Below are 26,080 nucleotides of genomic sequence, written 5' to 3' on the forward strand. Positions count from 1 at the left end.
ACTGAGCCGTCACGCAAGATCACGCAACGTAGTCATATCATCCCGGCCTGCTCATCGTGAAGGCTGGGGAGCGATGTGCACGCTGCGGCCGACGCGGTGTAGAACCGGGCATGACCTTCATAACGCCTGCCGCGGCCGCTGCCGGCATGCCCGGTCGGCGCACTGGGCCAGCCAGCTCCTCAGCGTCCTTCAGGAGCAGGTCGTCGGGGACGCTCGTCACCGAGCGGTCCGGTTTGCCGTGCACGCCGTGGATCACCTTCACGGTGTCCAGCTTCTCGGCGAGGGCGGTGCAGGCCAGCTGTGGCCAGAGGGGCGCTGGGCCGAGGTCCGTGGTGCCGTCTACCCGGGGAGAGTTGGGTTGGCGGCCGTACTGCCGCCGTCACGCACGCACGAGCGTGAGCAGACCGCACCGTCCACAGTGGTTGCGGGGGGAGCAGCAACTGCCGCGACGTGGCCGGGCACGTCGCGGCGCTCCGCTCAGCGCGCCGCCGCCGTGGTGACCGATCCGGCGAACCGTTCGTCGGGGGCGCGCGGCCGGCCGCTTGGAGAGACAGCACGATGGCCTCCCCCGCGTTCCCACGTGAATCGTCGTGCTGTTGGGTAGGGCGTCTGCAGACGCCAACGGGAGGAGAAGCCACATGACATTACGGAACGTTCCGCTGAAGTGGTCGAGTACGCACCGGACACGCCTAGAGAAGGCCGCCGGCGTCGCCAAGGTCGATCTGCTGTGCACCGCACTGACCTGGCGACTGCTGCGAACCCAAGCCACATACCGGTACAGCAGCGTGAAGTTCCCCGGAGACGCCAAGGAGGGCACCTCCGAACAGGAGATGCTGCGTATCTCCCTCACAGGCCCGCAGCTGGCACAACTCACGGACCGCGTCCTGTGGGGCACCCTCCCCATGGTCCCCCTTGATTCTGGTCACCGGGCCCTGTACCAGCGGACGTACGACGCGATTACCTCTGTGATCGATGCAGTCGACCTCTCGGCCGTGGACGGGGCCGCCGTGCCCGACATCGTGATCGACGCACGGATCGGTGCGGAATAGCGCGGGCTCCCGGCCCGCCGTCGCCGACGAGCTGGTTCTGCGACTGCCCGGGTGGGCTGGCCATAACCGCCAGCACCAGGTCCCGGCCCGGCCCCTCGGATCACGCCCGAGGGCCCGGTCTGCAGGGCGACGCCCGCGCTCACCTCAACTTGTTCAGGTCCCGCTGGCTCATACCGAACCGCACGTTCGGCTGGTCGTACCTGAAGGGGTACCCGACGATGAATGCGGAGGCGATGAGCACGCCGTTGGGCAGGTAGACGCCAGCTGCATTCTCGATCAAGTGCTTCACACCGTAGCTGCCGGCGGTGGGCGTCTTGATCGGCGTGACGTTGTCGCACAGCCACAGGGCCGTCTTCACGACCAGGTCCTCATTGCGCCGGGTTCTCGCGCTCGGCGGCGAGTTCGGCGCGCTGCTGCTCGGCGGCCAGACGGGGGGGGGTTAAAGACGCCGATGCCGAAGTTGCCGAGCCCCTCGTGCTCCTCCATCACTTCGGCCAGGGTCGGCCAATTGAGGTGGCGGCGGCGAGCGTTCAAGTACGTCGTTTCGGTGGCGGCCTGGAAAGCGCGAATCCACGACTTCTGACGGTGGTTCTGGGTCATCGGGTGCTCCTCGCGGGACTGCCCACGTTCCCCGCACGGATGTCTGATGACCTGGCGGAAGTGCAGGGCGCGATTCGGAGAACCTTGTCTTCGCCGCCACGGCGGACGTGGGCCACCGTGACTCGGAGCGGGCAGGCGCTATCTGCCAAAAGCAGCATACCCATCTGCTCACTCATACCCGCAAACTCCCGACGCCGCCCGCAAAGGCTCTCGCCCGCTTCCCCCACAGGCCCATGGGCCCCTCCGCGCGCCGTTCGTTGGTGATGACGCAGGACTGCCGATTGTGTCCCGGCTGCTACCGGCCGGTCTACGAGAGCTCTTCCTCACACGCCCTCATCGGCGCCGGTCCGCTCCCGGTGATCGGGCTTGTGCAGGCTGTGCGCCGAGGGAACCACGCTTCGCTCGCTGCGCCAGGCCGACGTGCCCGTCGACCCGCACCAACGCGCCGTGCTGGAGACCGTGGCTGCCGCTCTGGCGTAGCGGGGCGCCTCATACGGCCTGAGTGACTGCGGCGTCCAGGCGGTCCAGGCGTTCGTAGAGGGCGCGGACGAGGCGGGCGCGGTTCTGGACGCAGCGCACGGTGCCCTCGATCGTCGTGGAGAGCCGGCCCTCCGCCTCGCGTAGGACAACGTCAGCGAGCGCCTTGTCCTGGGGCAGCTGGTCGGCACGGCGGCGGACGTCGGCGGCGATGGCGCGGGCGTGGCCGGTGAGCTGGAGGGCGATCTGCTCCAAGTCACGGGTCGTCAGCGTGTCTTCGCCGGTCCATGCGAGGACGGCCTTGACGAGGCTCTCGTACGGTTCGCGATCGAGCGGGACCCCGGCTTCGATCAGGCCGTCGGGGTCGTGCAGGACCGTGTGCGTGCTGGTGTGCATGGCGGGCCTCGCTGCTGGAGCGTCTTGGCGTGGGTGCCTGGCGGTCACCGCTGGGGGTCCTCGCCGTCGCCGGGCCTGTCGTCCTGGTCCTCGCCGTGCTGACCGAGGAACCGGGCGAAGCCCCGGTCTGCGCGGGCCAGCAGGGCCGACGAGGGGACGCCGTAGGCGGGCGACTGGAGGTCGCTACTTTCCGCAGCCAGGGCGGTTCTGTCGGTGTGTACGCGCATGAGGCCCCGCCTCTCCAGCTGGTGGTCCGTCGGTGCCGTCGACGCTACGCACCTACGGTCCGCGCCCTCAACGAAGTTGCGGAGAATTGCGCAGGTTCACTCTAGGGCGTCGATCACAGCCTGAATGAGGGCGCGGGCGGCGTCGCCGTAGACGGCCATCGAGGCGAGGCCGGCGAACGCCTTGGCGTAGTCGGCGACCTCTCGCGGCTGCGTCACCTTGATCTCCGCCGTCAGTGTCTCCACCACGGCCGTGGTGTCGTCGTGGATGTAGAACGCCTCCAGCGGCCACACGGTGCGCTGCGCGGTGAACGGGATGATTCCCAGCGAGACGGAGGCGAGCGGCATGACGGCCAGGAGGTGGCGCAGCTGCCCGCGCATCGCCTCGGGGCCGACGGTTCGGTAGCGCAGGACGGACTCTTCCATGAGGACGACGTAGCGGTGGCCGCCCTCGTAGAGGAACCGGGAGCGGGCGACGCGGGCGGCGACGGCTTCGGCGACGTCATCCGGGGTGCCCTGGAAGGCGGTGATCTGCTTCATGAGGGCCGTCGCGAACGCCGACGTCTGGAGGAAGCCCGGGGGCAGATTGGAGACGTAGACCCGGCAGTGGCGGGTCTGCTCGTGCAGGGCGTACCAGTCTTGCTGGACCTGGCGCATGCCGTTGCGGTGCAGGCGGCGCCACTCCATGTACATCGAGTCGACGGCGCGGGCGGTGGCGATGAGGTCGTCGGTCTGGTCGTCGGCGCCGCACGCCGTACACCAGGCGCGGATGTCCGCGTCCGAGGGCAGGGCCGCGCCCTTTTGGATGCGCGTGGTCTTGGCGGGGTGCCAGCCGCACCGGGCGGAGAGTTCCTTCCCGGTGAGGCCGGCGTCCTTGCGCAGGTGCATGAGCCGCACGGCGAGCGCCTCACGGGCCCCCTGTGCGCTGGACGATGGGGAGGCGGTCGGCATGAGGTGCGTGGCCCTTGGGTTGTGCGTCGGTCAGATGCGGTAATCGGCGTGCTCGGTGGCCAGGTCCCACACCGCACGGAACGCCTCAGCGCACAGCTTGACCGCGCTCGGGTCGTCGGTGTGGTCGGGCTCGAGGGCCTGGCCATCACCGGAGAAGATGTTCCACCGCACGATCCGGTCGTCGATGAGCCAGAAGTCGTTGCCGGGCAGCGCGAAGGTGGAGGCGCGGCGGCGGGAAAGCCAGCGGACCTGTTCGCCGGCGCGGACGTTGGCGTCGGTGATGGCGTGCTCGAAGCGGATGTAGTCGGTGACGGGCTCGGACACGACCCGGGCCCGCAGGACCTTCACCCCGCGGGCGACGGTCCGCTCCACCAGCGGCAGCCACCCGCTCCAGAACTCCGAGTCGTCCGCGGGCACGCTCCCGTCGCGCAGGAACGCCTCAAAGACCTCCCGCTCCTCCCCCACGGCGTAGACGTCCCGCAGCTCCAGGTGCAGAGCGTGCTGCTGGGCGGAGTCGAGCAGGTCCTCAAAGCCGGGCGTGGGCGGCTTCTGCAGCATCACACGCCTCCCTGATCTGCGCCACCATCCGGACCGGGATCCGGATGACCCCTTCGTCGTCTGCGGGCGGACTGTCCTGGCTGCAAGCGGCCCTGGTCGCCGCGTCGGCGAACTTGCCCTGCAGAACCAGTTCCGGCCCCTGGGCGGTGTCGGTGTCCACCCGCACCGCTTGCGTTGCACGCTGCGGTAACGACGAGACCGCCTCCCGGCGGACGTCTGCCGGTCGACGGCCCGATCCCTCACCGTGGGCATGGAGCGGGGCCGAGACGATCTGACCGGTCATGTGCACGGCCCCGGGGCCTGTCGGACCGGGCTCGTCTGCTCTCACATCCAGCTCGTACCGCGTTCCTCTACCAGCAGTAGAGGAACGCGGTACAGTAAGGCATATGGCAGCAGATGAGACGAGCATCAAGGTGAGCGCGGCGGCGCGGGACAGGCTGGCGCAGCTGGCCGCCGAGCACGGCACGACGATCCGGAACCTGGTGGAAGAGCTGGCGCAGGACACGCCGACCAGGGCCGAGTACGCCGAGCGTGCCGAGCTGGCCCGCGCCGAGCTCGCCTCCGCGCTGGGCCAGGCGCCAAGCCAGGAGGCCGAGGCGAAGGCCCGTGCGCTGCTTGAGCGCCTGGGCGGAGCGCACCATGGCTCGCAGACGGCCGCGTAGTGGCGGCGATCTCGGTCGTTCTGGACCACACCACCGCCGCCGCTTTGTACGACCCGAAGGACCCGTTCAACGAGGCGGTCGCCGCGTTCTACGTCCAGGCCTCCGGCGGGCTCGGTGATCTGTATGCGCCGGTACTGTCGCTGACAGCCGGTGACGCCGAGCGGCCCGGGCTGCTGGGCTACATCAAGGGACTGCGGTTCATCCGGATCGAGGCCTTCGACACCGACGCCGCGGTCACCGCCACCGAACTGCTGCGCTTCGGGCACTCCTGGGCCGCCGTCCACGCCATCCACGCCGCCCGCCCCTCCGCCGCCCACCCCGCCGGGCGGTTTCTGCTCACCCTGACGCCCAAGGCATACGCCGGCACCGGCGTCCAGGCCGTCCACCCCGGCCAGTAAACGTCAGCCGCCGACGGCAGAAGACGGTCACCACGACCCGCCAGCACCGCCGCCACGACCGTCGCTGTGCCCCAGGCCTGGCCCGCCGCCTGACACCAGCAAGACCCGGCACTGCTTCGCCGGGAGCAGCACCGCTCGTGGTACACGCCGAGCTCCACCGTCATCCGCCAGCGCGGTGGCGAAAATCTGGCGACTCGGAGGAACCGCTCGACTACGGTCGCCGGGGAGGTATGACGACACGGTCCGGCTCTCGGGTGTCAGGGACAAACCGTTCGGGTCGTGATCTACGCCTCACGGGCCGTCGAGAAGGGCGCCAGCCTCGCAGACCTCGGGCGCGCCTGGCAGGTCTCACGGCAAGGCGCCCGGCACTGCTGGAGCGTCCTCAAGCGCCGGATCCGCCCGGACATCCCCCGGCAGCGTCCCGACAGGCACTACCGCAACGGTGCGGGAATGAAGTGGCGCAGGGCGCGACGCACCTCGTCGCGCAGTTGGGCGTCGGTCAGTGCGGCCGGCTCCTGCTGAAGCCGGTCCAGGCGCCGGCCAGCTTCGCGCGCACGGCGCAGGGCTGCCTCGGCGAGCGGTCCGCCGACGACTCGGTCATGGGCGTAGAGGCCGTCCTCGATGTTCTTCATCATGGTTCCCTTCCGCCCGGGGCCGGCATCTTCGTGATGAAGACGGCCTGCCGAACCCAGGCGGGCGGGAACGTAGAGCGCCTGAGGCGTTACCGTCCTGTCCTGCCCGGCTAGGCGCGGCCGGGGGCCGTCCGGGGGGACTGGGGGGACCGTCAGGGGCGGTGCGGGAGCCGGGGGATGTCTGCGGTCTCGACTGCATCTGAAGCTGGTCACGGCCCTCGCGGTGCGTACGGTGCGGGAGCTCAGGGTCGGGCAATGAGGTCACCCCTTTTGTGGCAAGGAGAGCGAGTCGGCCACCGCGTGATCCTCGGGGGTTGTGTGGACTCCTGAAGATCGTGCGGTGGCCGTGGGCCAGGGTGTGGACCCTGCGCGCTGGCGGGCGATGTTGTATCAGCTCATGGCCTGGATCGCGGGAGATTCGGTCGAGTTGAGCGCCAGGAGACCGCCCGCCGGCGGTCATTCAGCAGGGGCGAGAGGGAGTCTCCGCATGATCTCCTCGACCAGCAGCGCCGGTTTCGCGGCTGCTTGGATGGTGAGGGCTGCTTCGTCCGGGTCCGGCGGTTCCAGCGTGTGCAGTTGGGAGTGCAGGAGCGCGGTGGGCATGAAGTGGTCGAGGCGCGCTTCGAGCCGCCGCTGGAGCATCTCGGGACTGCCCGTCAGGTGGACGAACACCACTCCTGGGCGACGTAGCAGGTCCCGGTAGTTCCTCTTGAGCGCGGAGCAGGTGATCACGCCGGGGCGGCCCTGCGCGAGTTGGTGATCGATCCAGCCTGCCACCCGCTGGAGCCAGGGCAGCCGGTCGGTGTCGTCGAGCGGTTGCCCGGCCGCCATCTTGGCGATGTTGCTCGGCGGATGGAGGTCGTCGCCCTCCTCCAGGGCCCAGCCGAGGCTGCCGGCCAGCATCCCCGCAACGGTGGACTTCCCGCACCCTGACACCCCCATGATGACCAGGACCGCCACCTCGTGGCCGGGCCCGTCCCCCGTCCCGGGGACGGTTGACGGAAAGGGGGAGGCCGCCGTGGTCATGCCGCCCCCTCGGTGCGGGCACCGGACCAGTCGGTGTGGAAGACCCCGGGGCGGTCCACCCGCTGGTATCCGTGCGCCCCGAAGTAGTCGCGCTGGGCCTGGAGGAGGGCCGCGGGCAGGCGGTCGGCGCGCAGCGAGTCGTAGTAGGCCAGGCTCGCGGACATCGCCGGTATCGGCACTCCGTGGGCAGCGGCAATGCCGATGATCCGCCGCCAGGGCAGCTGCGCTTCGGCGAGCGCCTCGCGGAAGGGGGTGGCGGTCAGGAGGGGAAGCCGTGACCGGGCGGGCGCGGCGTAGGCGTTGGTCATGTCATCGAGGAGTCCGGCCCGGATGATGCAGCCGCCGCGCCAGATCCGCGCCAGTGTGGCGAGGTCGACGTCCCAGCCGTAGGCGGTGGCGGCGGCCGTGATGAGGTCGAATCCCTGCGCGTAGGCGACCAGCTTGGACGCGTGCAGAGCGAGCCGGGTGTCCTCGCTGAAGTCGTCCGTGGTGGGTAGCGGCGGCGCGGGGCGGGGAGACTGGGGCAGCAAGGCTCCCGCCTCGCGCAGCCCTGATGTTGCCGAGAGGCTGCGGGCGAGGACCGACTCGGCGATGGTGGGTACGGGGCAGGCGAGGTCGAGCGCGGTCTGCACGGTCCATCCGCCCGTGCCCTTCATCCCCGCGCTGTCGCGTACGACGTCCACGAACGCGTGGCCGGTCGCGAGGTCGGTGTGGCTCAGCACCTCGGCGGTGATCTCCACGAGGTAGGAGTTCAGCGGACCGTGGTTCCACTGCGCGAATATCTCGCCGATGCGCTGCGGCGGCACGTCGAGCACGCGTCGGTGCAGGTCGTAGGTTTCGGCGATGAGCTGCATGTCGGCGTACTCAATGCCGTTGTGGACCATCTTGACGAAGTGCCCGGCTCCGCCGGGGCCGACCCGGGCACAGCAGGGTCGGCCGTCGACCTTCGCGGCGATCTTCTCCAGCAGTGGCCTGACCGATACGTAGGCGGTTTCCGAGCCGCCGGCCATGATGGCGGGGCCGTGCAGCGCTCCTTCCTCGCCGCCGGAGATGCCGGCGCCGACGAAGTGGATGCCGCGGTGGGTGAGGGCCGATTCGCGGCGCTGGGTGTCGGTGAAGTGGGCGTTGCCGCCGTCGACGACGATGTCCCCGGGGGAGAGCAGCGGGACCAGTTCGTTGAGCAGGGCGTCGGTGGGGTCTCCCGCTGGCACCATGAGGACGATCCTTCTGGGCCGCGGCAGCACCGCGACGACGGCTGTGAGGTCCTCACAGGCGATCAGCGTGCCCTCGGCACCGTAGGTCGAGAGCAGTTCCTGGGCCTTGTGGGGCGAGCGGTTGTGTACGGCGGTCGCGAACCCGTTCCGGGCCAGGTTGCGTGCGAGGTTGGAGCCCATGACGCCGAGTCCGATGACGGCTACGTCCGCCGAGGATGGCTGTGGGTGGTGCATGAGCGGGGTCCTATCGGCCTGTGGCGGGCTCGGGGGGTGTGATGAGGGCGCCGAGCCGGAGCAGCACGTTGCCGAACCGGCGGGTGTCGCCGGTGACGACGGCGAGCGCGAGGTCGCCCTGGCGGGCCAGTTCGTAGAACGCGTACCGCTCGACGTACTCCAGCGGCACCCCTGTCGGCAGGGTCTCGGCGACCTCCTGCTGCACCGTGCTGGGCAGGGCGTCGGCCGTCGCCTTGATCTGGCTGGCGTGCTCGACCACCACGGTGTCGAGCACCGCCCTGAGCACGTCCGGGATGGTGGGTGCTCCGGCGGTGAGATGCAGGTGCACGGTGTGGGCGTTCGGCCCCACGGCCGTCGCGGCGGCGTAGTGGGCGTCGGCGATCAGAACGGTGGACTTGTGTCCGGCCGTGGCCAGCGCCTGCAGTATCTGCGGGTGGGTGATGGTGCCCTTGATCATGTGCGTCCGTTCGGGATCAGCGGAAGTACTGTCCGCCGTTGATGTCGATGACGGTGCCGGTCACGTACGACGCGTGGTCGGACGCCAGCCACAGGGCCGCGCCGGCGACATCGCCGGGGACGCCGGCCCGACCCGCCGGTATCCCGGCGATGGTCTCGGCCTTGGAGTCCGCCGTGGTGAAGGTGTCGTGGAACGGGGTCGCCTCGATGAATCCGGGCGCGAGTGCGTTCACGGTGATGCCCTGCGGCGCCAGCTCCTTGGCCAGGGCGCGGGTGAAGCCGAACACCGCCGCCTTGGCGGTCGCATAGGCCAGCGCGCCCGGGTGCCCTCCGGTGTGACCCGCGAGCGAGGCGACATTGATGATGCGCCCGTGGTCGGCACGCAGATGGGCCAGCGCGTGGTGGCTAAACAGGAACGCGCTGTCGACGTTGACCGCCAGGATCCGCTGCCACAGCGCGAGGTCGAGCTGGTCGAGACGGGCCCGCTTAACCAGCCCGCCGACATTGTTCACCAGGATGTCGAGGTCGCCCAGTTGCGTGTGAACCTCACGTACCGCGCCCTTGACCTCGCTGTCCACCGTGGCGTCCAGCCCGAGGGCGAGCGCTGGCCGGCCGGAGGCCGCGGCCAGGGCCTCCAGCAGCTCGGGGGTCGGCGGGTGGCTGCGGTAGGTCACCGCCACCCGCGCGCCCGCGCGGGCCAGCTCCAGCGCGATGGCCGCTCCGATGCCGACGCCCCCGCCGGTGATCAGTGCGGTACGGCCGGTGAGAAGCTGTGTCATGTCGTCCTCTCGAGGATGGTCTTCATACGTGAGTCATGGGGCGCGGGAACGTGCCGGACGGTGTGCGCCCCCGACGGAGGCGGTTCAGGACTGTTGGGCTGCGCGAGCCGGCTCGACCGCGGCGTTGCCCTCGGGCCGGCGGTTGGCGTAGAGGTAGCCGACGATGCCGGTGACCGCGAGACAGCCGGCGAGGAAGGTGAGCGCAACCTGGTCGCTGCCCGTGGTGTCCTTGATGAGCCCCACGATGTACGGCGCCACGAACCCCCCGACGTTGCCCAGCGAGTTCACCAGGCCGAGCCCGGCCGCTGCCGCTGCCCCGGCGAACACGGCCGAGGGCATCGACAGGAACGGTGCGATGGCGGAGTAGATCCCGACGGCGGCAACGGTGAGCAGGACCATGGCCAGTACGGGGCTGACGGGCAACAGATAGGCCGCGCCGAGCAGACCGGCCGCCGCCGTGATCAGGCTGATCACCGCGTGAAGCGCACGCCGCCCGGTCCGGTCGGCGTTCCGGCTCCAGAGATAGACGAAGGGGATCGCGACAGCGTAAGGAATCATCACCAGAAAGCCGAGCGTCGTGCTGTCGAAGCGACCGAGGTTCCCGATGATCGTGGGCAGCCACAGCCCCAGGCCGTAGATGCCGCAGACCATGCCGAAATTCAGCCCGCCGTAGATCCACGCGCGCCTGTCCTTCAGACCGGCGAGGAACGGCTGCCCACCGTGCACGCCTTTCGCTGCGAGCTCGGCATCCATCGTCTCGACGAGCCACTCACGTTCTTCGGGCTCCAGCCAGGAAGCCTGGGAGGGGCGGTCAGTGAGGAGCCGGGGAACAAGAACGCCCATGATGACGGCGGGCAGGCCCTCGAGGACGTACATCCACTGCCATCCCTGCAGCCCCAGCGCCCCGTCGAGGTTGAGCAGCAGGCCCGACAGCGGTGAGCCGAGGGCGTTCGCGACGGGCTGGGCCATCACGAACAGCCCCAGCACGGCCACGCGCTGCGCGGTGGGGAACCACAGAGTGAAGTAGAAGAGCACGGCGGGGAAGAAGCCGGCCTCGGCCACACCGAGCAGGAACCTGATGGCGTAGAAGGACTTCTCGCCCTGTACCAGCGCCATGGCGCAGGCCATCACACCCCACGTCAGCAGGATCCGGGCGATCCAGCGGCGAGCCCCGAAGCGGTACATCGCCGCGTTGCTCGGGACTTCGAAAAGCACGTAGCCGATGAAGAAGATGCCGGCTCCCAGGCCGTAGACGGCATCGGAGAAGCCCAGGTCCGCGGCCATGGCGGACTTGGCGAAGCCCACGTTGTTCCGGTCCAGGTAAGCGATCAGGTACAGCAGCGCGATCAACGGCACCAGCCGCCTCTTCACCTTGGCCATGGTTCTTGTCGCCAAGTCGTCTACCGGGACCGGCTGACCCCGGTTCTGCATGGACTGGGACACGGAGAACCTCCAGTTACAGCCCGGTTACGGGCACCACGGTTGAGTGAAGCGAAGGTAACTATGGATGCACAGGGTGTGCAATAGATGCACCAAAGAAAACGTTCGAACTCATGGTTCGGTCCGCCGTCGCCAAGGCGGCCAGGGTGAACCAGACGGTCTTCCCCTCCTGGGTGTGGGTCACGCCGTACCCGTCACTCAGCATCTCGACGAGCTGCAGGCCGCGGCCGGACTCGGCATCCGGTCCCGGTGCCCGTGGCACGACGCTGTCGCCGGGGGTCAAGGCTGTGCAGAGACTGCAGGTAGTGTTTGCTATATGCACAGGGTCGGCGAACGCAGGGGGTTGCTCTGATGGCACAGACGGTTCAGCGGGCGATCGACATCCTAGAGTTCTGCAGTGTGCGGCCCCGCCGGTTGCGTGAAATCGCAGACATGTGCGGCGTCCACCGCACCACCGCACTGCGTCTGATCCACACCCTGGAGACCAGCGGGTTCGTCCGCCGGGACGAACGCGGCCTGTACGGCGTCGGCTTCCGGCTCGCAGCCCTCGCCGACTCCGCCCTCAGACAGTTCGATCTGCGGCGGCTGGTCCATCCCCACATCGTCGAACTCAGTGAACGCGTCGGACAGACGGTGCAGTTCGCCGTTCCACAGGGTGATCGCATCATCTACATCGACAAGGTCGAACCGCCCAGCTCTATCCGGCTGGACACCCGCATCGGCGGCGACGTGGTCGTCCAGACCGCAGGAGTGAGCAAGGCGATCCTCGCCTTCATCGACGACGAGAGCCGCGACGCGATCCTTTCGAAGGCCGAGTTCCGCCGCTACACCGACACCACCCTCACCAGCCGGGAAGACTTCGAGGCCCGGCTCGAGGAGGTGCGCACCAACGGCTGGTCCTACGACGACGGTGAATACGAAAAGATCTCCAACTGCGTGGCGGCGCCCGTCCACGACTACGCCGGCAACGTGGCTGGAGCCATCTCCATCACCGCGCTCAGCACCCAACTCGATATCGAGGCCCTCAAGGGCCTGCTCCCCGAGCTGCTGAAGACCACCACCGCGGTGTCGCACAGCCTGGGCTACACCAACGCCTCCCAGGCCACCCCGCAGGACGCCGCACAGGCTCCCTGACCTGACGTCCGCAGCCGCTGCGGGGGACGGCCGAAGCGTGCGAGTCCGACACCCTCCCCGGCGGCAGCACACGACGCGCTGGCAGGCCGGGTCGCAGGGCACTAGGAGCGAAGTCCCACGTCGGCGGCGAGTGAGGCGGCGGCCGCGCGCGAGGTGACACCGAGCTTGCGGTAGACCTGACTCGTGTGGAACTTGACGGTGTTCTCGCTGATTCCGAGTTCCGTGGCGATCTGGCGGTTGCGGCGGCCGTCGGCGAGCAGGCGCAGCACTTCGACCTCTCTAGGAGCGAGATTCCACGACTGCACTGCCTGATCCGATGTGTCGGGCGGGTCCAGCGGAAGGCGTACGTCGATTTCAGAGCCCCAGCTCTCGACGCCGTTGACGGTCAGGTGTCCGCCCAGTGCAGCCGCGCGGGCTGAGAGTTGCCGCAGGGCCGGCAGGCCGCGGCTGAGGTGCCCAGGACCATCATCGCGGATGGAGACGAGCAGGTTGGTCCCGTCGCAGTTCCACTGGATCCGGATGCGGGTGACGTCGTCCTGGTCTCCCATGAGGAGCGCGGAAGCGCGGACGATAGCCCTGGCCGCGTGTGCGACTTCCCCGGGAAGAGCCCGGCCGTCCGCAGGAGGCTCGACGAACTGAACTCCGAGGGTTCCGTAGCGGCTGAGGGGGCGCAGATCGTTCTTCAGCTGTTCGAACGCCTGCGACACCGCCTCCTCGGCCAGGGAGACGACGAGGTCGCTCCCGGTCTTGGTTCTCACCACGGCGCTGGTAGCCATGTCGGTCGCCAGGGCTCTGGCCCTTTTGTCGTCCAGTTCGCGGCTGCGGAGGGCGGCGAGCAGCGACTCGAGATCTGTCACGTGCCGGTCGGTCAGCTCTGCCGTGACCTGGAGCCGCTCGCTCGACACGGCACGTGATTCCCGCAGGTAGTCGGGGCGGGCTTCGGACACCTGCTGGCGGATACGCGTCGCTGCAATCTTCCAGACCGCCCGGACATAGGTTTCCGCGTCAGCTCGCGCCGGTTCCTGCGGATCACACAGGACGAGGATGGCCCCGGTGTCCGCGCCATACACGAGGACAGGATGCTCGACGCCCGCGATGACCGCTCTGCTGGGCCGCTGCCCGTCGGCCACCTGACGGCGTACCGCATCCAGTTCCGAGATCGTGATCCGCTGGGTGATCGCCGGGTCGCCGGCCTTCTTCTGGGGCCGCCCGGTGCACAGTTCCGTGAAGATGGCGAGCGCTCGGTGGGGCAGCACCTCATCGATCACGGCATGCAGCCGCGCTGCCACCTGCAGGAGTGGAGCGGTCGCCACATCCCCTACGCGCTCAGCGACGAGAGCTGCGACGGACCCGGACGGAAGGGAAGTCATGGTGCCAGGGTACGTCGACTCGACCTACCTAAACGGGTAGGGCAAATGCCCTGAAAGTTTGATGCCTGCCACCTGAACAGGCGGCACGCTGGAGGCATGTCAGCTTCCGTTTCTGAATCTTCCGCCACCGTTCGTCACGGGTGGCGGGAGAGCACAGCCGTCATCCTCTCCGAGGTAGCCGAGGCCCTCGCCGCGGTCGACGCGCATGAGATGGATCTGCTGTTGTCCGAGCTCGACAGCCCCGCCCGGGTGTTCGTGTTCGGGCAGGGCAGGTCGGGTATCGCGCTGCGTTCGTTCGCCATGCGGCTCATGCACCTGGGGGCCGAGGTGCACGTGATCGGGGAGACCACCACGCCGGCCATCCGGGCGGGCGACGTACTGATCGTGGCCTCCGGCTCAGGGAGCACCCCGTCCGTGGTTGCTGCGGCGCGGACCGCCCTCACAGTCGGAGCCCGTGTCGTTGCGGTCACAGCCGTCCACGACTCGCCTCTGGCCGAAGCTGCCTCGGTCGTGGTCCACGTACCTGCCGCGGCAAAGAGGGACCACTCATTGCGGGCCTCGGTGCAATACGCCGGGAGCCTTTTCGAACAGGCCGTCTCGCTCCTGGCAGACGCGGCCTTCCACACCCTGTGGCTGCGAAGCGGGGCCACGGCCGAAGACCTCTGGGACCGGCACGCGAACCTCGAGTGACCGGCCCATAGATAAGGAACATACACATGAAACTGCAAGTAGCCATCGATCTGCTCGACACCGAGGCCGCTGTTCAGCTGGCCGGCAAGGTTGCCCCGTACGTCGACATCATCGAGCTGGGTACTCCGCTCATCAAGAGTGAGGGCCTCGCCGTGATCCGGGCGATGAAGGCGGCACACCCCGACAAGACGGTGTTCGCGGACCTGAAGACCGCCGATACCGGCGCCCTGGAAGCGCAGATCGCCTTCGACGCGGGGGCAGACATCGTCACGGTACTCGGAACCGCCGACGACTCCACGATCAGCGGGGCCGTCGACGCAGCGAAGGCGGCCGGCAAGGCTGTCGTCGTCGACCTCATCGGCGTGCGGGACAAGGCAACACGTGCCCGAGAGGCCCACGCGCTGGGCGCCCGGTTCATCGAATTCCACGCTGGTCTCGACGAGCAGGCCCAGCCGGGCTTCAGTCTCGACACGCTGCTGGAGGCGGGCGCACGCTCCGGCGTGCCCTTCTCCGTCGCCGGAGGAGTGAATACCGCTAGCATCGGCGCCGTCCAGGCGGCCGGGGCCGAAGTCGCGGTGGCCGGGAGCTCGATCTACGGCGCAGATGATCCGGCAGCAGCCGCCCAGGCCCTGCGCTCCGCCATTCGCTAGCCGCTGAGACGGCTCCACACGTGGGCCTGTCCGCCCCTGGCCGCTCGGCGCTATCAGGTGACGTCTTCACGCGTGGTGCGCGGGTCCCGGCCAGTGCGCCAGGCCGTCGACCGGCGGCGCCCGGCGGACGGCCTCCTGCGGCGAGTCATAGAAGTCGTATGCATCACGCAGGCCGCTGACCGCGAAGACGTGGAGTATCCGGTGTGTGGGGCAGGTGATCCGCAGCGAGCCCTCGTGTTCCCGGATGCGCTTGGTGATCGCCACCACGGCGCCCAGGCCCGCCGAGTCGAGGAAGGGAACGGGCACAGGTCGAGGACGAAGTGGCGGTGCCCCTCGCCGAGCAGTCGGCTGACTGCTTGGCGGATCGCGGCATGGGTGTGGATGTCCACCTCGCCGTCGATCTCGACGACGGTCCAGTCGTTGGCAAGGTCGCAGCTGACGGCGATCTGGTCGGTTCGGGCGATGGTCCAGCCCATAGCCCATCCCTCCTCGCGGCTCTGGATGCGAACCGGGCCCCCAGCGACGCGTTGCACGCCTGCCGATGGGTGGTGAGTGCAGATGCCGCCTGCCTCCATCCAAGGCGCTCGTCGGCTGAGCGCAAGCCGGACAGGACGTCGGCACTACGGTGCAGCGGTGCCCGCCCCGTGAACCCCATGATCTTCGGTGCGTCCGGGGTGTCGTGCCGGGGCGGGCGTCGCCAGGAGCTCCGCCTGGCCCCCGGCCCCGCGCGGCCGCTGGGCCGGGCCGGCGCCCTGGCCCCCTGCTGGTGCGCGCAGGGGCGCAGGCTGATGGGGTGGAGTGGCCGTAGACGTCGCCCTGGCCCGCCCGGTGACGCAGCTTCCGACGGGACCATGGGCCTATGAGATCAAGGTCGATGGCCACCGGACCGTGCTGTGGCGGACCGAGGACAGTGTCCGGCTGCAGTCGCGTACCAGCCGCGACGTCACCGCGCTCTGGACGGACCTGGCCGTGGCCGCCATGCGTCTGCCGCCTGGCGTGATCCTGGACGGCGAGGCGGTGGTGTACCTCTCCAACGCCGACGGCAACACGCGGTGTCCGTGAGCTCGGCGGGGTGGCGGGTGCCCAGCGGGCGGATCGTCTTGCTTGGACAGGTCGTCAGCTTTGCCCACTGGCACCGACGCTATCGCGTGCAGAGCCATCTCCCCCGCGCGTCGGCTGACCGGTCAGGTCTTTGAGGCGTAGGTCCTGGTCCGTGTCGCTGGGTTCCTGGGGTGGCGGGGTGCTGGGCGTGTGGGCAGGGCTGGCTCGGGAGTCGGGGAGGGGCGAGGGCTGCTTCTCCAGGGAAGGGTGGCGGTCAGAAGCCATCCGACCCTGTCGGCGAAGCGGGGTTCGGGCACGGGGATTTCGATGCTGGGGTTGCGGATGTAGTGGCGGGTGACGGTGTCGGCGACGTAGTTGGTCAGGGCGTCGATGCGGTGGGGTCGGCGGCGCTGGCCGGGGGTGGAGAGCTGGGTGAGGATGCGCAGGACGGTGGAGAGGCTGGAGTCGAAGCTGATCTTGCGGGGTGGGCAGGTGCCGGAGACGGTGAGGGTCTCGGATTCGTGGGGGATGTCGGCGGGGGCTTGCCGGTGGTAGAAGGCGGCGGCGTGGTGTTCGCCGCGGGCGAGGTGGTGCAGGGCGAGGGTGTAGCAGGCGGGTGCGTGGCCGTCGCCGGCGGCGTACTGCCACCAGAAGCGGGCGCCGTCCTCGATGCCGGCTAGGTGGAGGGTGCAGCCGAGGAGCCAGGCGCTGTGCAGGTCAGGGACCTGGTCGGTGAGGAAGGCGAGCGTGTCGGGGGTGACGGTGCCGGCGGCTGTTTCGCACAGGGTGTACAGGTGCCGGGCGGCGGCCTGATCGTTGCTGTCGGTGCCGGTGGGCGCAGCTGTGTCGGGCAGTTGAGCGGGGTAGGGGGTGTCTTCGTAGGGGATGGTGTCGTCGGGGACGTCGGGCTGCGGGTGGAGGCGGGCGCGGGCGAGGAGCTGGTCGATGGCAGTCATGGCGCGGGGGGTCACTCCGTGGGGTTCGGGGTGGTGAGGAGGGCTTCGACGGTGACGCGGGCGTGGTGGTCGACGGCGTGGGTGAGGGCGGGGGCCAGGCCGAGGACGTCGGCGATGCGGTGGTCGGGCATGCCGCACAGGTAGTGCAGGACGGCGACGTCCATCTGGTCGTCGGGCAGGCGGGTGATGGCGTCGAAGAGGTCGATGAGCTCGGTCACGACGACGAGGTGTCCGGGGTTTTTGTCGTAGTCGTGGACTTCGCTGGTGGAGAAGACCGCGGCGCGCAGGTCGGGGTGGCCGTCGGGGTGGCGGGCGGTGCGCAGCATGACGCGGGATCGGAGCAGGCGCCAGGCGTGGCGGTGGATGTTGGGGCTGGCGGCGGCTTCGTTCCAGGTGAGCCAGAGGATGTCGAAGGTTTCCCCGACTACCCAGTGGGCCCGTCTGTCGGTGAGGAGGAAGGCGCGGGCGTAGTCGGTGTAGGGGCGGCGCATGGCCTCGGTGAAGGCTTGGTAGGGCAGGGGCGGGTCTTCGCCTTCGTCGGCGACCTGCTGTATGCAGCGGCGGATCCAGTCGGCTCCCTTGTTGGATTCACGGGCGGCGGCCGTCCACAGGCGGCGCAGAGGCGGGGTCGGTAGGCCCAGGGCCCGGGTCACGCTGAAGGTGATCTCCCAGGCGGGGTAGTAGCCGTTGCCGCGGAGGAGTTCGCTGATACGGGTCTTGGAGTAGCCGGAGCGGTCGACGAGGTCGTCGAGAGTCAGGCTGCTGGCGAAGAGCACGTTGCGGACTGGTTCGAGCCAGGCGCGGTGTGACGGGCCTGCGTCGGGGGAGATGGGGGCCGGCGGGCGGCCGCGTTTGGCGGTGCTGTGCAGTGGCGGGGGCTGGGCCGGGCCGGAGGGATGCATCATCGGGCCGCCTCCCGGTCCGTCGGCCCGGCCGGCTCGTCGGTACGCCGGGTGCCTTCTTCGGATGTCGTGAGGGCTTGGACGATCTGCTGGACGAGCAGGCCCAAGGAGGGCAGCAGGACGGCAGCGGCTGCCGCGTGTCCCAGCACGATCATGGCCGTGCTCCACGTGAGGACCGCTGCCAGCACGGCAACGATCACCACCTTCTTACTCGACATGGCACTCGGTTTCTGTGAGTGAACAGCAACGGGTCTTCCTGATGGCGGTGCTGAAGCGCCATCAGGAAGGAACGTCAGCATGACTCCGATCCGGCGTACCACGCCACGTGATCACGGAGTTACGGAACAATGGGTGGCTGCGCCACCGTGCGCTACCTCTCGCCACCCCGTTCGCGAGTCAAGGGCGCTGCGAGTTCAACCCTTTGAGGGGGAAACGCCACTTCTGACCCACCACGGCGCTCGATCCCTCATCATGGAAGGGGCAAGGCGCCTACTCGACGCCGCACTCACGTGCGGCCCCCTGTGCTGAAGCAAGACCCAAGAGGGGGCCGCACGGCCCTCCCTCCCGCCGGCCGCTTCAGCAGCCCTCCGACCGTAAGCGCCTCCTCGGGGCGCCGCTCGCTTGCTGGTTTGCCGTACTGGAGCGAGCCGCCACGGGCGCCCGGACGAGGGAGCGCTACTCTCCCCCGCCCGGCAGGCTGGCTTCGCGCCGCTGCCCGCGAACCATCGAGCATCACAATTTCTTCACTAGCTGCCCATACTTTGATCACCGATTCGGTATGCTCCGGGACGCTCCAATTGGCTCCACTGAGGGGGGATTTCTCATGCGCATCCGTCGCATCCTGACCGCCGCCACCACCACCGGCGCCGTCGCTGCGCTCGGCTTGGTCGCGGCCGTTCCGGCGCAGGCCGCCGAGTACTCTTCGGCCCTGAAGATCAAGGGCATCCAGTACGACGCCCCGGGCCGGGACGACAACCGCTGCTCCGGCGGCAACACCAAGAACGAGTACCTGACCATCAAGAACTACTCGCGCAGCACGAACGTCAACCTCAAGGGCTACGTCGTCAAGGACGCCGCCGGCAACACGTTCACCTTCAAGGCGAACCACACCCTGCAGCCCGGCGACTACGTCCAGCTCCGCGGCGGCCGCGGCACCGACTCCGACGCGAACAACGTCGTCTACCGCCAGAACTGCAACTTCATCTGGAACAACGACAAGGACACCATCTACTTCTACAAGCCGGGCGGCGCCCGCGCCGACGTCCACGCCTACACCAAGACGGCCAACGACCGCGACGGCAACGGCTACATCACCTACCACGGCTGACCACGCCACGCCGACGACGCAGCGCGCTCCCGCGGGCGGTGCTGCCGTGCCCTCCTCGAGTGCTCGGCAGTCCCTGAGCAGCACGAGTCCCCGGGGGCCCTGCGTTGTCCGTATCGGCGCCGACCTCGAGAACGACGGCGTCCGCGGCGACGGGTTGACCCGCCCGTGAACCCGTCCGCCACCACGACACACCCAGGATGATCATGAACGACCTGCACAACCCGCCGCCCGCGCCACAGCCCAAGAGCAAGAAGGTCTACCAGCGCAAGGGCTTCTGGATCGTCGTGGCCGGGCTCGTTGTCGTCGGCGCGGTGGCCAACGCCACCAACGAGGACGCCGGCGTCGACAACGAGGCCGCGCCGCAGCCGACCGTCACCGTCACCAAGACCAGCCCAGCCACCCCAACCACGGCGGACCCGCCGGCCACCGAGACCACGCCGGAGGCCACCCCGGCCGCCGAGCAGACTTCTGCGAAGCCCGCTGCCGAGGCCGCCGTGGTTCCCGACGTCGTGGGCATGAACCACCGCGCCGCGATGGGCGTGCTGCACGAGCGGGGCTTCATGGTCAACGAGGAGGACGCATCACCCGAGGGCCGCATGATCATCCTCAACAGCGGCTGGAAAGTATGCCGCCAGGATCCGGCACCCGGCGCCACGGACGTCCTCCGCGTCGCGATCTACTCCGTGAAGAACGACGAGTCCTGCTGACCACCCCCGTCCCGGCGGCCGCGCCTGGTACCGGCGCGGCCGTCAGGTGTGACTAGCGGTGGTCTCCGTGGCGGTGGTGGCCCCAGGAGTGGTCGTCGACGAAGCGGGCGCGGTGGTTGCGCAAGGTGGCGGTGTCGGAGCGGTTGTCCCAGACGTCAGTACGGCAGTCCTGGTAGAGGTCTTGCCGGCTGTCGCGGCCCTGACCGGTATGGACGCGGACGGGGGAGCGGCCGTCGAGGCGGTAGTGGTCGCAGGTGTAGGTGCGGCCGTCCCGGAGTTCTCCCTGCCTCCGAGTCCACCGCGACACCGACTTCAGCCGCACAACGTCCTGAAACGGCAAAGGCCGCCACGCAGCGCTCCAGGACGGCAGAGAGCGGAAGCTAGCCGTCAGCAGCAAGCAACGTCCTGGCCAGGGTGCGGAGTTCTTCGTCCGGATGGCCTTGTCCAGACAGAGGCGAGTCATTGAGCAGGCGGAGTGGGGAGAAGAAGAAGGAGCGAAGGGTGGGGCGGAGCTCGTCCGGGACCTGGCCGGTGGAAGCGAGGGCCTTGAGGGCGCGGAGGCCGACCGGTGTGGGGCCGACCAGCTCGATGAGGACGGGGACGGCGCGGTCCGGGGATCCGGTGATCCAGTGGTGGGCCTCGGCGGCCGCCATCCGGGTCCACTCGTACCCGGCCTCCAGCAAAGGCTCGATGAACGGCAGCAGCGGAGCGGCTGCGCTGCCCAGCGGCTGCAGGCTGCTCAGGTACCAGTGGGTCTGGTCCCGGCCCGAGAGCAACCCCTCGAATGCGCGCAGCGCCACGCCGGCGTTGCCGGTCAGCCGGTAGTGGGCCACGGCTGCCGCGGCGCTCAGCGAGGCATCGGTGCTCTGCGCGGCGTTGCACAGCAGTTCGGTTATCTCCCGCGTCTGTATGCCGTTGAGCCCGAGCTGGCGGGCGGCGACGATGGCCGCGCGGCCGGTCTTGAGGCAGTCGACCAGTTCGCGCTGGGCTTGGCAGGCGGCGGCACCGAGCGGCTCCAGGGCACCGACCAGGGCGATGCCTGTGTTCCCGGTGGCTCCTGCTGCCAGCTCACGGCGGATCACGGGTATCAGCTGGTCGGCCGCCTCGGGGAAGTGCCTTGCCGCCGCTTCGAGCAGCTGGGCACTGGGGCGGCGCAGCACCGGCTTCAGGGCGCGGGGGTCGCGGGCGCGCACCAGGGCGAGGAGCGCGGGCTCGGCGGTCTCATCGTCGGCACTTGCGTACCGGTTCAGCGTGTCCCGGAGGTCGGCGCCCGGCTCGGGCAGGTGCTCGATCCAGTGGCCGATGGTGCGGAGGCGACTGGCGAGGGCGCCGGCGTCCTCCTGTTGGGGCAGGGCAGCCACCAGCAGGTCCAGGACTTGCGGCTCCTGGTCGCGCCAGGTCTCGGCGATCTGCTGGGCCAGCCATGAACCGCGCGAGCCGAGGTCTCCGGCCGCGATCCAACGGGCGGCCACGGCGAGGCCGGCATCCGGATCCCGAGTGAGCAGGCGGGTGAGCTGCTCTTCCTGAGTGGTGGTGCCCGACCAGGGGAAGTCGTCGTCCCCTGGGTCGGGTTCCGCACCGTCCTCGGCGATGACCTCCACAAGCTCAGTCGAGTACGGCGGCCCGGACCGCTCGGCGCCGAGCAAGGCCGCCGCCAACCTGACCTCGGGCAATGCGCTGTCGAGTGCCGCTGTCTCCCGGCAGAACCGGGCAAGGACGACCACGGCGTCCGCCCGCACCGCCGGGACGGGGTCGGTGGCGTACAGCCTGTCGAGCTGCGCCACGATGGAGGCCCGTAGCTCGGCCGGGAGGAGTTCGGCCACGGCTGCGACCACCCGCAGAGCCGCCCGGCGCACCCCCCGTTCAGCGTCCCTCAGACAGGGCAGCAGGTCCGGAAGGACCCGGCAGAGCTCGGCGCAGATCGCGGCGACCGAACTGCCCGGCCAGTGCGGTGATTCGGTATCCGTCGGGTCGTGGTCGGCGAGGACGGCCAGCAGCATCAGCAGCTCGTCGCGCTTGCCTGGGGCGTGCCGGACGGCATGGGCGAGGAAGGGGACGGCGGGTGCCGAAGCCGGGTAGACAGTGCCCTGGTGGTGGATGTTGCCGTAGAGCTCGTAAATCGCCTCTCCGGCCATCTCCTCATCATCCTGGTAAAGCGCCCTGATCAGCTCAGGCACGTCCTCGGCGGAGCCGTAGGCATGGGTCAAGGCGTGCCACTGGACGTTGTCCAGTTCCTTCGGGGATTTCATGGTCCGCGCTCCTCAACTGATCAGGTGCGCCGACCATACCGATCACCGCTGACAATGCTGCAGTGAGAGGAACCAAGGCGGGCCTCATGGCGTCTCCTGGGCTCGACCCGGGCTCGCTTCAGACGATTCTGGCGTCCAGGCCGAGCGCGGCGGCCGTGCTGTAGACGGGCCAAGGGGCGGCCTCTACACAAGGGGCGGGACAGCCCCTGCCCGCGACGAGTCACTGCGCGCCGGCAGCGCCACATCACGTCCCACCGAAGCCGACGGCGCGCCGCCCCCCTTGTGGGTTGGGCGCCGTCTTGGCGTGGGCGGGTGCCGGTGCCCGGAGCCTGAGTCACCGGCACGACCGCATGCTGTCAGCGGTGACCTCCGTGGCGGTGATCGCCTCCGTGGCGGTGGTGGCCCCAGGAGTGGTCGTCGACGAAGCGGTCGCGGTGGTTGCGCAGGGTGGCGGTGTCGGAGCGGTTGTCCCAGACGTAAGTGCGGCGGTCCTGGTAGAGGTCGTGGCGGCTGTCGCGTCCCTGGCCGGTGTGGACGCGGACGGTGGAGCGGCCGTCGAGGCGGTAGTGGTCGAAGGTGTAGGTGCGGCCGTCCTCGTCCGTCAGGGTCCAGCCGTCCAGGTTCACCGAGCGGCGGGTGTTGTTGGTGATCTCCACCCATTCCCGGTTCAGGGAGCGGTTGGAGTAGTCGTCGCGGCCCGGGGAGTCGTACTGGACCCGGCTGATCTCCACCTTCGGCCGGTGGTCCCGGTGGTCGGCCGCAGATGTCGGCGCCGCCAGGACGGCGGTCAGGGCTCCGGCGCTCAGGGCGGCGGCGGTCAGACGGCGGGCAGTGATGGACTTCGACACAGGTTCCCCCTGCATGTGCGGGCACAGCCGGGTGCGCGGCTCGAGGCCGTATGGCCGGGCTGTGCGTGGTGCGGGTGGCGGCCGGTCGGCCGCGCATGCACACCCTGCCCACCCCGTGGCCGGCGCATGGAGGAGACGTGAAGCGTGTTACGAATCGTCCATATTGCTGCGACTCTTGCCTGCATCGTCCATTTACCGGCCGAATGCGCCCGGTTGACTGTTTGTCAGGCTCGTAGCCCTTGCGGCCACTGCCCCGCTGCCCGAGACCACCATGCCACGCCACCCCGGCAGCGGCGGAGCCGTCACCCGAAAGTGAGTAACAGCCACCTGACGCCTGCACCTGCCGCGGACGTGAAGAAGCCCCGCCCTGCAGCAGCAGGAACGGGGCGTTGCGTGGAGCGCCGGGCAGGCCTTGCACCTGCATCTCCCCGCAGGAAGCGGGACGTCTTTCCTTAGACGACCAACGCACAGGACAGCATCCGCCGAAGCAGTCGCGGTCCGCGTCTTCAAGATCAACCATAGCGGGGCCGCGCCAACGGCGCACAGCGGGAGACCCCGCTTCCACCCGCACGCCTGCGCTGCCGCCCAGGCCCCGCACCACATCCGCCGGCCATGCACCGGCGCTGCGCTCCGCCGCTGGAGTGAACCTGCTGGCAACTGCGGCCAGCCGGCAGCAGGCAGCCAGTACAGGTAGTGCCGTGATCAAGAACATGATGCGTGCCGCGGCGGTCGCCGCCCTCGTCCTGTGTCCGATGGCCGATCCGGCCTCCGCCTCCAGCCAGCCCAGTGCCGTGCGGGCGGGGATCGACTGCCCGTCCGGCTACGTGTGCATCTACCCCGAGATCAATTTCGGCGGGCAGCCCTGGGTACGCCGCGCCTCCGACGGCAGCGTGAAGGACCTGCCCTCCGCGATCCGCGACCGCGGCAGCTCCATCCGCAACAACTCCGACCGCACCGCCCGCATCTACGAGAAGCGCAACCACGCCGGCCGGTGGGTGTGCGTCACCCGCAGCGGCGGCTCCATCCACGACCTGCGCGGCTACAACCTCAACGACCAGACCCGCTCCCTCAAGATCAACCGCAACGACTGCGGCTGACCCACACCCCCGGCTGTGCCCTGCCTCTCGGGCAGGGCACAGCCGGGCTGGCCCGTGGTCACGGTCTTCTTGGCCAGGACGCGCGGATCGGGGTGTCAGGGGACGGGTGTGTAGGTGATGTCGCTGTCAGGACAGTCGGCCGCGAGGGCGCTCAGGGCGTCCAGCTCCGCGGTGTCGACGGCCAGGCTCCAGGAGAGCTTGATGGGCACCCAGTAGGTGAGGTACCGGCAGCGTACGGACTCGACGGGCAGCCATTCGGCGACGTCCTGGTCGGCTTTCTGCCGGTTGGTGCGCTGGCTGACGGCCTCCAGGTGCCGGGGGTCGTTCAGGTAGTTGGCGTAGGCGACACGCCTATCCCGGGTCCAGAACTTGGCCCCGGAGTCCCAGGCCTCGGCAAGCGGGACGACATGGTCGATGTCGGTGGCCGTGACGGTCTGCTCGTCGTACCAGGAATACCAGGAGCCACCCGACAACGTGCAACGACCGGTCACGGTCGGCGGGGTGACAGCCTCCGCGAGCAGGACCTCCTGCCGGGTGTTGCAACCGTCCCGGTCCTCGTCGGTCCAACCGGAGCCGAACTCCCGGTCACGGTCATAGCCCGTACGGTCCTCGACCGCCACAGGAAGCCGGGCGATGGCCTGACTCAGCGGCAGGGTGACCTCTTGAGCCGGGGCAGCACTGTGCGCGGGGGCTGTGCCGGCCAGGGTGGACAGTGTCAGTGCGGCGGCTGCCAGCCAGCCGCCCCGCCGCCAACGCTTGCCGATCCTCGCCCGGACCTGCGCGGTCTCTGCCATGCCAGCTCCCCTTCACCGTCGCCCAGTTGTCGGCGCGGCGCAGCCCCTGCCCGAGGGGACCTCACATCTAGGGAGGAACCGGGGGCGGGCAGGGGCTGGCCGCTTGCTCAACAACCGTCGCAGTCAGGGCGAACCGGGTCTGTGCCCTGGGAGAGTGATGACCGGGCGCACCGCATCACAAGCCGACACAGGCCGCACCACCGGGGTACGCCCGTACACCAGACCAGCAGACCGGCTCAGCCAGGCCCACCACCAGCTCCCCGCACACCACTGCGCCCCTCACCCGGGTGAGGGGCGTACAGCTCAAGCGCTTCCCTTCTGGGCGCCAGCCCATCCCTCCGCCCTTTTCCATCTCTTGTCTTCTGTCTGGGCGAGCGCGGGGGTGTACAGAGGGGGTGCCGGGCTGCCCACCCGGCCGTGCGGAGCGGTGATCTACGCATACGTCGTCAGCCGCCGCAGGTGCACCAGCAGTTGCGGGCGATGATGACGGAGACCTCCGCCGCAGGCTCCGTCGGCCTCATGCTGTACGACGTGGACAGCGAGGACCGGTCCCGCGAACTCGCCGCCGCACTTCATGCGGCCTTGTATGGAAGCCTCGGCACGGCATCGCTACGCGGCGAAGACACGGATGCATCACCCAGCCGCCGCCGCCAACGCGGCCAACACAATGAAGACCGCTACGCCCACCATGAACATCCGTGCCCGCTCCACCTGAACCAGGGAATCGCGGCCTCGCCCGAAGTGTTCGTTTCGGCTCCGACAGCCGGTCTCTGCAGGACCACAACCGCCGCCGAGAAGCTCCTAGCATCCAGGGCAGTCGATGTCCCCGCCCAGCCCGTACGCGTTCGTCAGCCGGGCGAACTCCTGCCGCTCTCCGTCCTCGTCCAGTGCTTTCATACGACGCTCAACGATCCATGACACCACCGGCAACGCTAGGATCCGCAGTACCACGAACAGACGAGACTGCCACGAACGGCAGGCACCGGCCCCGACCGGCGCCGAGCCTGGCATCCAGGCCCTGCACGCGGCCGACCGGTGTCTTCGGCCGCACCCCGGGCCGGCCGTCCCCCACCGGCCCGTGGACACACACCGTCCGCAGCGACGACCTCGGCAGCATCGGAGCGGAGAGGTGGACGTTGTCATCGACCCCGTCGGCGGTGAGCTGAGCAGGCGCGCCTACGAACTGCTCGCCCCCTTCGGCCGGTTGGTCGTGCTCGGC

At 69.4% G+C, this 26,080-nt stretch carries 30 protein-coding genes and 1 pseudogene; 10 read left to right on the forward strand and 21 right to left on the reverse strand.

Annotated features, from left to right (window positions below; translation table 11 throughout):
• Window positions 1–638: 638 nt before the first annotated feature.
• Complete coding sequence (locus IE260_RS38230; RefSeq protein WP_189880491.1) at window positions 639–1,049, forward strand: hypothetical protein; 411 nt, start codon at window positions 639–641, stop codon at window positions 1,047–1,049.
• 139 nt (window positions 1,050–1,188) lie between these two features.
• Here IE260_RS38230 and IE260_RS38235 read toward each other — a convergent pair whose 3' ends face one another.
• From IE260_RS38235 to IE260_RS42285, 6 genes are all read right to left on the reverse strand, one after another.
• A complete protein-coding gene (locus IE260_RS38235; protein WP_189880492.1) occupies window positions 1,189–1,407 on the reverse strand; it encodes a hypothetical protein in 219 nt (72 codons plus the stop codon).
• Between the two features lie 731 nt (window positions 1,408–2,138).
• Complete coding sequence (locus tag IE260_RS38240; protein ID WP_189880493.1) at window positions 2,139–2,522, reverse strand: DUF6415 family natural product biosynthesis protein; 384 nt, start codon at window positions 2,520–2,522, stop codon at window positions 2,139–2,141.
• Window positions 2,523–2,566: 44 nt separating this feature from the next.
• Window positions 2,567–2,749, reverse strand: a complete 183-nt coding sequence (locus IE260_RS38245) for a hypothetical protein (RefSeq protein WP_189880494.1) — start codon at window positions 2,747–2,749, stop codon at window positions 2,567–2,569.
• 96 nt (window positions 2,750–2,845) lie between these two features.
• Window positions 2,846–3,697: a helix-turn-helix domain-containing protein gene (locus IE260_RS38250; RefSeq protein ID WP_189880495.1), complete on the reverse strand. Its 852-nt coding sequence runs from the start codon at window positions 3,695–3,697 to the stop codon at window positions 2,846–2,848.
• A 30-nt stretch (window positions 3,698–3,727) separates the two neighbouring features.
• The gene (locus IE260_RS38255) at window positions 3,728–4,255 is read right to left on the reverse strand and encodes a DUF6879 family protein (protein WP_189880496.1); all 528 of its coding nucleotides are present in this window, start codon (window positions 4,253–4,255) and stop codon (window positions 3,728–3,730) included.
• Window positions 4,224–4,538, reverse strand: a complete 315-nt coding sequence (locus IE260_RS42285) for a hypothetical protein (protein ID WP_229881731.1) — start codon at window positions 4,536–4,538, stop codon at window positions 4,224–4,226. The genes IE260_RS38255 and IE260_RS42285 overlap by 32 nt, the downstream gene beginning before the upstream one ends.
• 103 nt (window positions 4,539–4,641) lie before the next feature.
• Between IE260_RS42285 and IE260_RS38265 the strand changes: the two genes are divergently transcribed.
• Window positions 4,642–4,917 (forward strand): hypothetical protein, encoded by a 276-nt coding sequence (locus IE260_RS38265; RefSeq protein ID WP_189880497.1) that lies wholly within the window; start codon window positions 4,642–4,644, stop codon window positions 4,915–4,917.
• Window positions 4,917–5,315 carry a PIN domain-containing protein gene (locus IE260_RS38270; RefSeq protein WP_189880498.1) on the forward strand — a complete coding sequence of 133 codons (399 nt, stop codon included), beginning with the start codon at window positions 4,917–4,919 and terminating at the stop codon, window positions 5,313–5,315. The genes IE260_RS38265 and IE260_RS38270 overlap by 1 nt, the downstream gene beginning before the upstream one ends.
• A 431-nt stretch (window positions 5,316–5,746) precedes the next feature.
• On the opposite strand, the gene IE260_RS38275 is transcribed toward IE260_RS38270, so the two are convergent.
• The 6 genes from IE260_RS38275 to IE260_RS38300 all read right to left on the reverse strand — a co-directional run bounded on the left by IE260_RS38275 (window position 5,747) and on the right by IE260_RS38300 (window position 11,036).
• Window positions 5,747–5,950: a hypothetical protein gene (locus IE260_RS38275; RefSeq protein ID WP_189880499.1), complete on the reverse strand. Its 204-nt coding sequence runs from the start codon at window positions 5,948–5,950 to the stop codon at window positions 5,747–5,749.
• Window positions 5,951–6,403: 453 nt separating this feature from the next.
• Window positions 6,404–6,973 carry a gluconokinase gene (locus tag IE260_RS38280; RefSeq protein ID WP_189880500.1) on the reverse strand — a complete coding sequence of 190 codons (570 nt, stop codon included), beginning with the start codon at window positions 6,971–6,973 and terminating at the stop codon, window positions 6,404–6,406.
• Window positions 6,970–8,421, reverse strand: a complete 1,452-nt coding sequence (gene gnd, locus IE260_RS38285) for an NADP-dependent phosphogluconate dehydrogenase (RefSeq protein ID WP_189880501.1) — start codon at window positions 8,419–8,421, stop codon at window positions 6,970–6,972. The genes IE260_RS38280 and gnd overlap by 4 nt, the downstream gene beginning before the upstream one ends.
• 10 nt (window positions 8,422–8,431) lie before the next feature.
• Window positions 8,432–8,878 (reverse strand): RbsD/FucU domain-containing protein, encoded by a 447-nt coding sequence (locus IE260_RS38290; RefSeq protein ID WP_189880502.1) that lies wholly within the window; start codon window positions 8,876–8,878, stop codon window positions 8,432–8,434.
• A 16-nt stretch (window positions 8,879–8,894) separates the two neighbouring features.
• Window positions 8,895–9,656: an SDR family NAD(P)-dependent oxidoreductase gene (locus tag IE260_RS38295; protein ID WP_189880503.1), complete on the reverse strand. Its 762-nt coding sequence runs from the start codon at window positions 9,654–9,656 to the stop codon at window positions 8,895–8,897.
• Window positions 9,657–9,740: 84 nt separating this feature from the next.
• Window positions 9,741–11,036: an MFS transporter gene (locus IE260_RS38300; RefSeq protein WP_229881733.1), complete on the reverse strand. Its 1,296-nt coding sequence runs from the start codon at window positions 11,034–11,036 to the stop codon at window positions 9,741–9,743.
• A gap of 411 nt (window positions 11,037–11,447) precedes the next feature.
• Between IE260_RS38300 and IE260_RS38305 the strand changes: the two genes are divergently transcribed.
• Window positions 11,448–12,230 (forward strand): IclR family transcriptional regulator, encoded by a 783-nt coding sequence (locus IE260_RS38305; RefSeq protein ID WP_189880504.1) that lies wholly within the window; start codon window positions 11,448–11,450, stop codon window positions 12,228–12,230.
• A 101-nt stretch (window positions 12,231–12,331) separates the two neighbouring features.
• Here the strand turns inward: IE260_RS38305 and IE260_RS38310 are convergent, their stop codons facing one another.
• A complete protein-coding gene (locus tag IE260_RS38310; protein WP_189880505.1) occupies window positions 12,332–13,600 on the reverse strand; it encodes a LuxR C-terminal-related transcriptional regulator in 1,269 nt (422 codons plus the stop codon).
• Window positions 13,601–13,696: 96 nt separating this feature from the next.
• On the opposite strand from IE260_RS38310, the gene hxlB reads away from it, so the two are divergent.
• On the forward strand, window positions 13,697–14,290 hold the full coding sequence (gene hxlB, locus IE260_RS38315; RefSeq protein ID WP_189880506.1) for a 6-phospho-3-hexuloisomerase: 594 nt from the start codon (window positions 13,697–13,699) through the stop codon (window positions 14,288–14,290).
• 26 nt (window positions 14,291–14,316) lie between these two features.
• Window positions 14,317–14,940 carry a 3-hexulose-6-phosphate synthase gene (gene hxlA / locus IE260_RS38320; RefSeq protein WP_189880507.1) on the forward strand — a complete coding sequence of 208 codons (624 nt, stop codon included), beginning with the start codon at window positions 14,317–14,319 and terminating at the stop codon, window positions 14,938–14,940.
• Between the two features lie 66 nt (window positions 14,941–15,006).
• On the opposite strand, the gene IE260_RS42290 is transcribed toward hxlA, so the two are convergent.
• Window positions 15,007–15,246, reverse strand: coding sequence for an STAS domain-containing protein (locus tag IE260_RS42290; RefSeq protein ID WP_229881735.1), 240 nt, complete (start codon window positions 15,244–15,246; stop codon window positions 15,007–15,009).
• A 492-nt stretch (window positions 15,247–15,738) separates the two neighbouring features.
• Between IE260_RS42290 and IE260_RS38330 the strand changes: the two genes are divergently transcribed.
• Window positions 15,739–16,002 carry an ATP-dependent DNA ligase gene (locus IE260_RS38330; RefSeq protein WP_189880508.1) on the forward strand — a complete coding sequence of 88 codons (264 nt, stop codon included), beginning with the start codon at window positions 15,739–15,741 and terminating at the stop codon, window positions 16,000–16,002.
• A 122-nt stretch (window positions 16,003–16,124) separates the two neighbouring features.
• Here IE260_RS38330 and IE260_RS38335 read toward each other — a convergent pair whose 3' ends face one another.
• From IE260_RS38335 to IE260_RS38345, 3 genes are read right to left on the reverse strand one after another with little or no spacing between them, the layout of a single operon-like run.
• Window positions 16,125–16,937: a hypothetical protein gene (locus tag IE260_RS38335; RefSeq protein ID WP_189880509.1), complete on the reverse strand. Its 813-nt coding sequence runs from the start codon at window positions 16,935–16,937 to the stop codon at window positions 16,125–16,127.
• Window positions 16,938–16,948: 11 nt separating this feature from the next.
• Complete coding sequence (locus IE260_RS38340; RefSeq protein ID WP_229881736.1) at window positions 16,949–17,842, reverse strand: sigma-70 RNA polymerase sigma factor region 4 domain-containing protein; 894 nt, start codon at window positions 17,840–17,842, stop codon at window positions 16,949–16,951.
• The gene (locus tag IE260_RS38345; protein WP_189880510.1) at window positions 17,839–18,057 is read right to left on the reverse strand and encodes a hypothetical protein; all 219 of its coding nucleotides are present in this window, start codon (window positions 18,055–18,057) and stop codon (window positions 17,839–17,841) included. The genes IE260_RS38340 and IE260_RS38345 overlap by 4 nt, the downstream gene beginning before the upstream one ends.
• Window positions 18,058–18,662: 605 nt before the next feature.
• Here IE260_RS38345 and IE260_RS38350 point away from each other — a divergent pair.
• Both IE260_RS38350 and IE260_RS38355 read left to right on the forward strand, forming a co-directional pair.
• Window positions 18,663–19,166: a lamin tail domain-containing protein gene (locus tag IE260_RS38350; protein ID WP_189880511.1), complete on the forward strand. Its 504-nt coding sequence runs from the start codon at window positions 18,663–18,665 to the stop codon at window positions 19,164–19,166.
• A 197-nt stretch (window positions 19,167–19,363) separates the two neighbouring features.
• The gene (locus tag IE260_RS38355) at window positions 19,364–19,873 is read left to right on the forward strand and encodes a PASTA domain-containing protein (protein WP_189880512.1); all 510 of its coding nucleotides are present in this window, start codon (window positions 19,364–19,366) and stop codon (window positions 19,871–19,873) included.
• A gap of 52 nt (window positions 19,874–19,925) precedes the next feature.
• On the opposite strand, the pseudogene IE260_RS42295 reads toward IE260_RS38355, so the two are convergent.
• The 3 genes and pseudogenes from IE260_RS42295 to IE260_RS38370 all read right to left on the reverse strand — a co-directional run.
• Window positions 19,926–20,144 (reverse strand): annotated as a pseudogene (locus IE260_RS42295) (lamin tail domain-containing protein); the annotation flags it as partial.
• 109 nt (window positions 20,145–20,253) lie between these two features.
• Window positions 20,254–22,122: a hypothetical protein gene (locus tag IE260_RS38365; protein WP_189880513.1), complete on the reverse strand. Its 1,869-nt coding sequence runs from the start codon at window positions 22,120–22,122 to the stop codon at window positions 20,254–20,256.
• Window positions 22,123–22,478: 356 nt separating this feature from the next.
• The gene (locus IE260_RS38370; RefSeq protein ID WP_189880514.1) at window positions 22,479–22,985 is read right to left on the reverse strand and encodes a lamin tail domain-containing protein; all 507 of its coding nucleotides are present in this window, start codon (window positions 22,983–22,985) and stop codon (window positions 22,479–22,481) included.
• A 683-nt stretch (window positions 22,986–23,668) separates the two neighbouring features.
• On the opposite strand from IE260_RS38370, the gene IE260_RS38375 reads away from it, so the two are divergent.
• Window positions 23,669–24,067, forward strand: coding sequence for a peptidase inhibitor family I36 protein (locus IE260_RS38375; RefSeq protein ID WP_229881737.1), 399 nt, complete (start codon window positions 23,669–23,671; stop codon window positions 24,065–24,067).
• A 95-nt stretch (window positions 24,068–24,162) separates the two neighbouring features.
• Here the strand turns inward: IE260_RS38375 and IE260_RS38380 are convergent, their stop codons facing one another.
• A complete protein-coding gene (locus tag IE260_RS38380) occupies window positions 24,163–24,861 on the reverse strand; it encodes an HNH endonuclease family protein (RefSeq protein WP_189880515.1) in 699 nt (232 codons plus the stop codon).
• Window positions 24,862–26,080 lie beyond the last annotated feature (1,219 nt).

The organism is Streptomyces viridiviolaceus (assembly GCF_014650995.1).
Lineage (GTDB): Bacteria > Actinomycetota > Actinomycetes > Streptomycetales > Streptomycetaceae > Streptomyces > Streptomyces viridiviolaceus.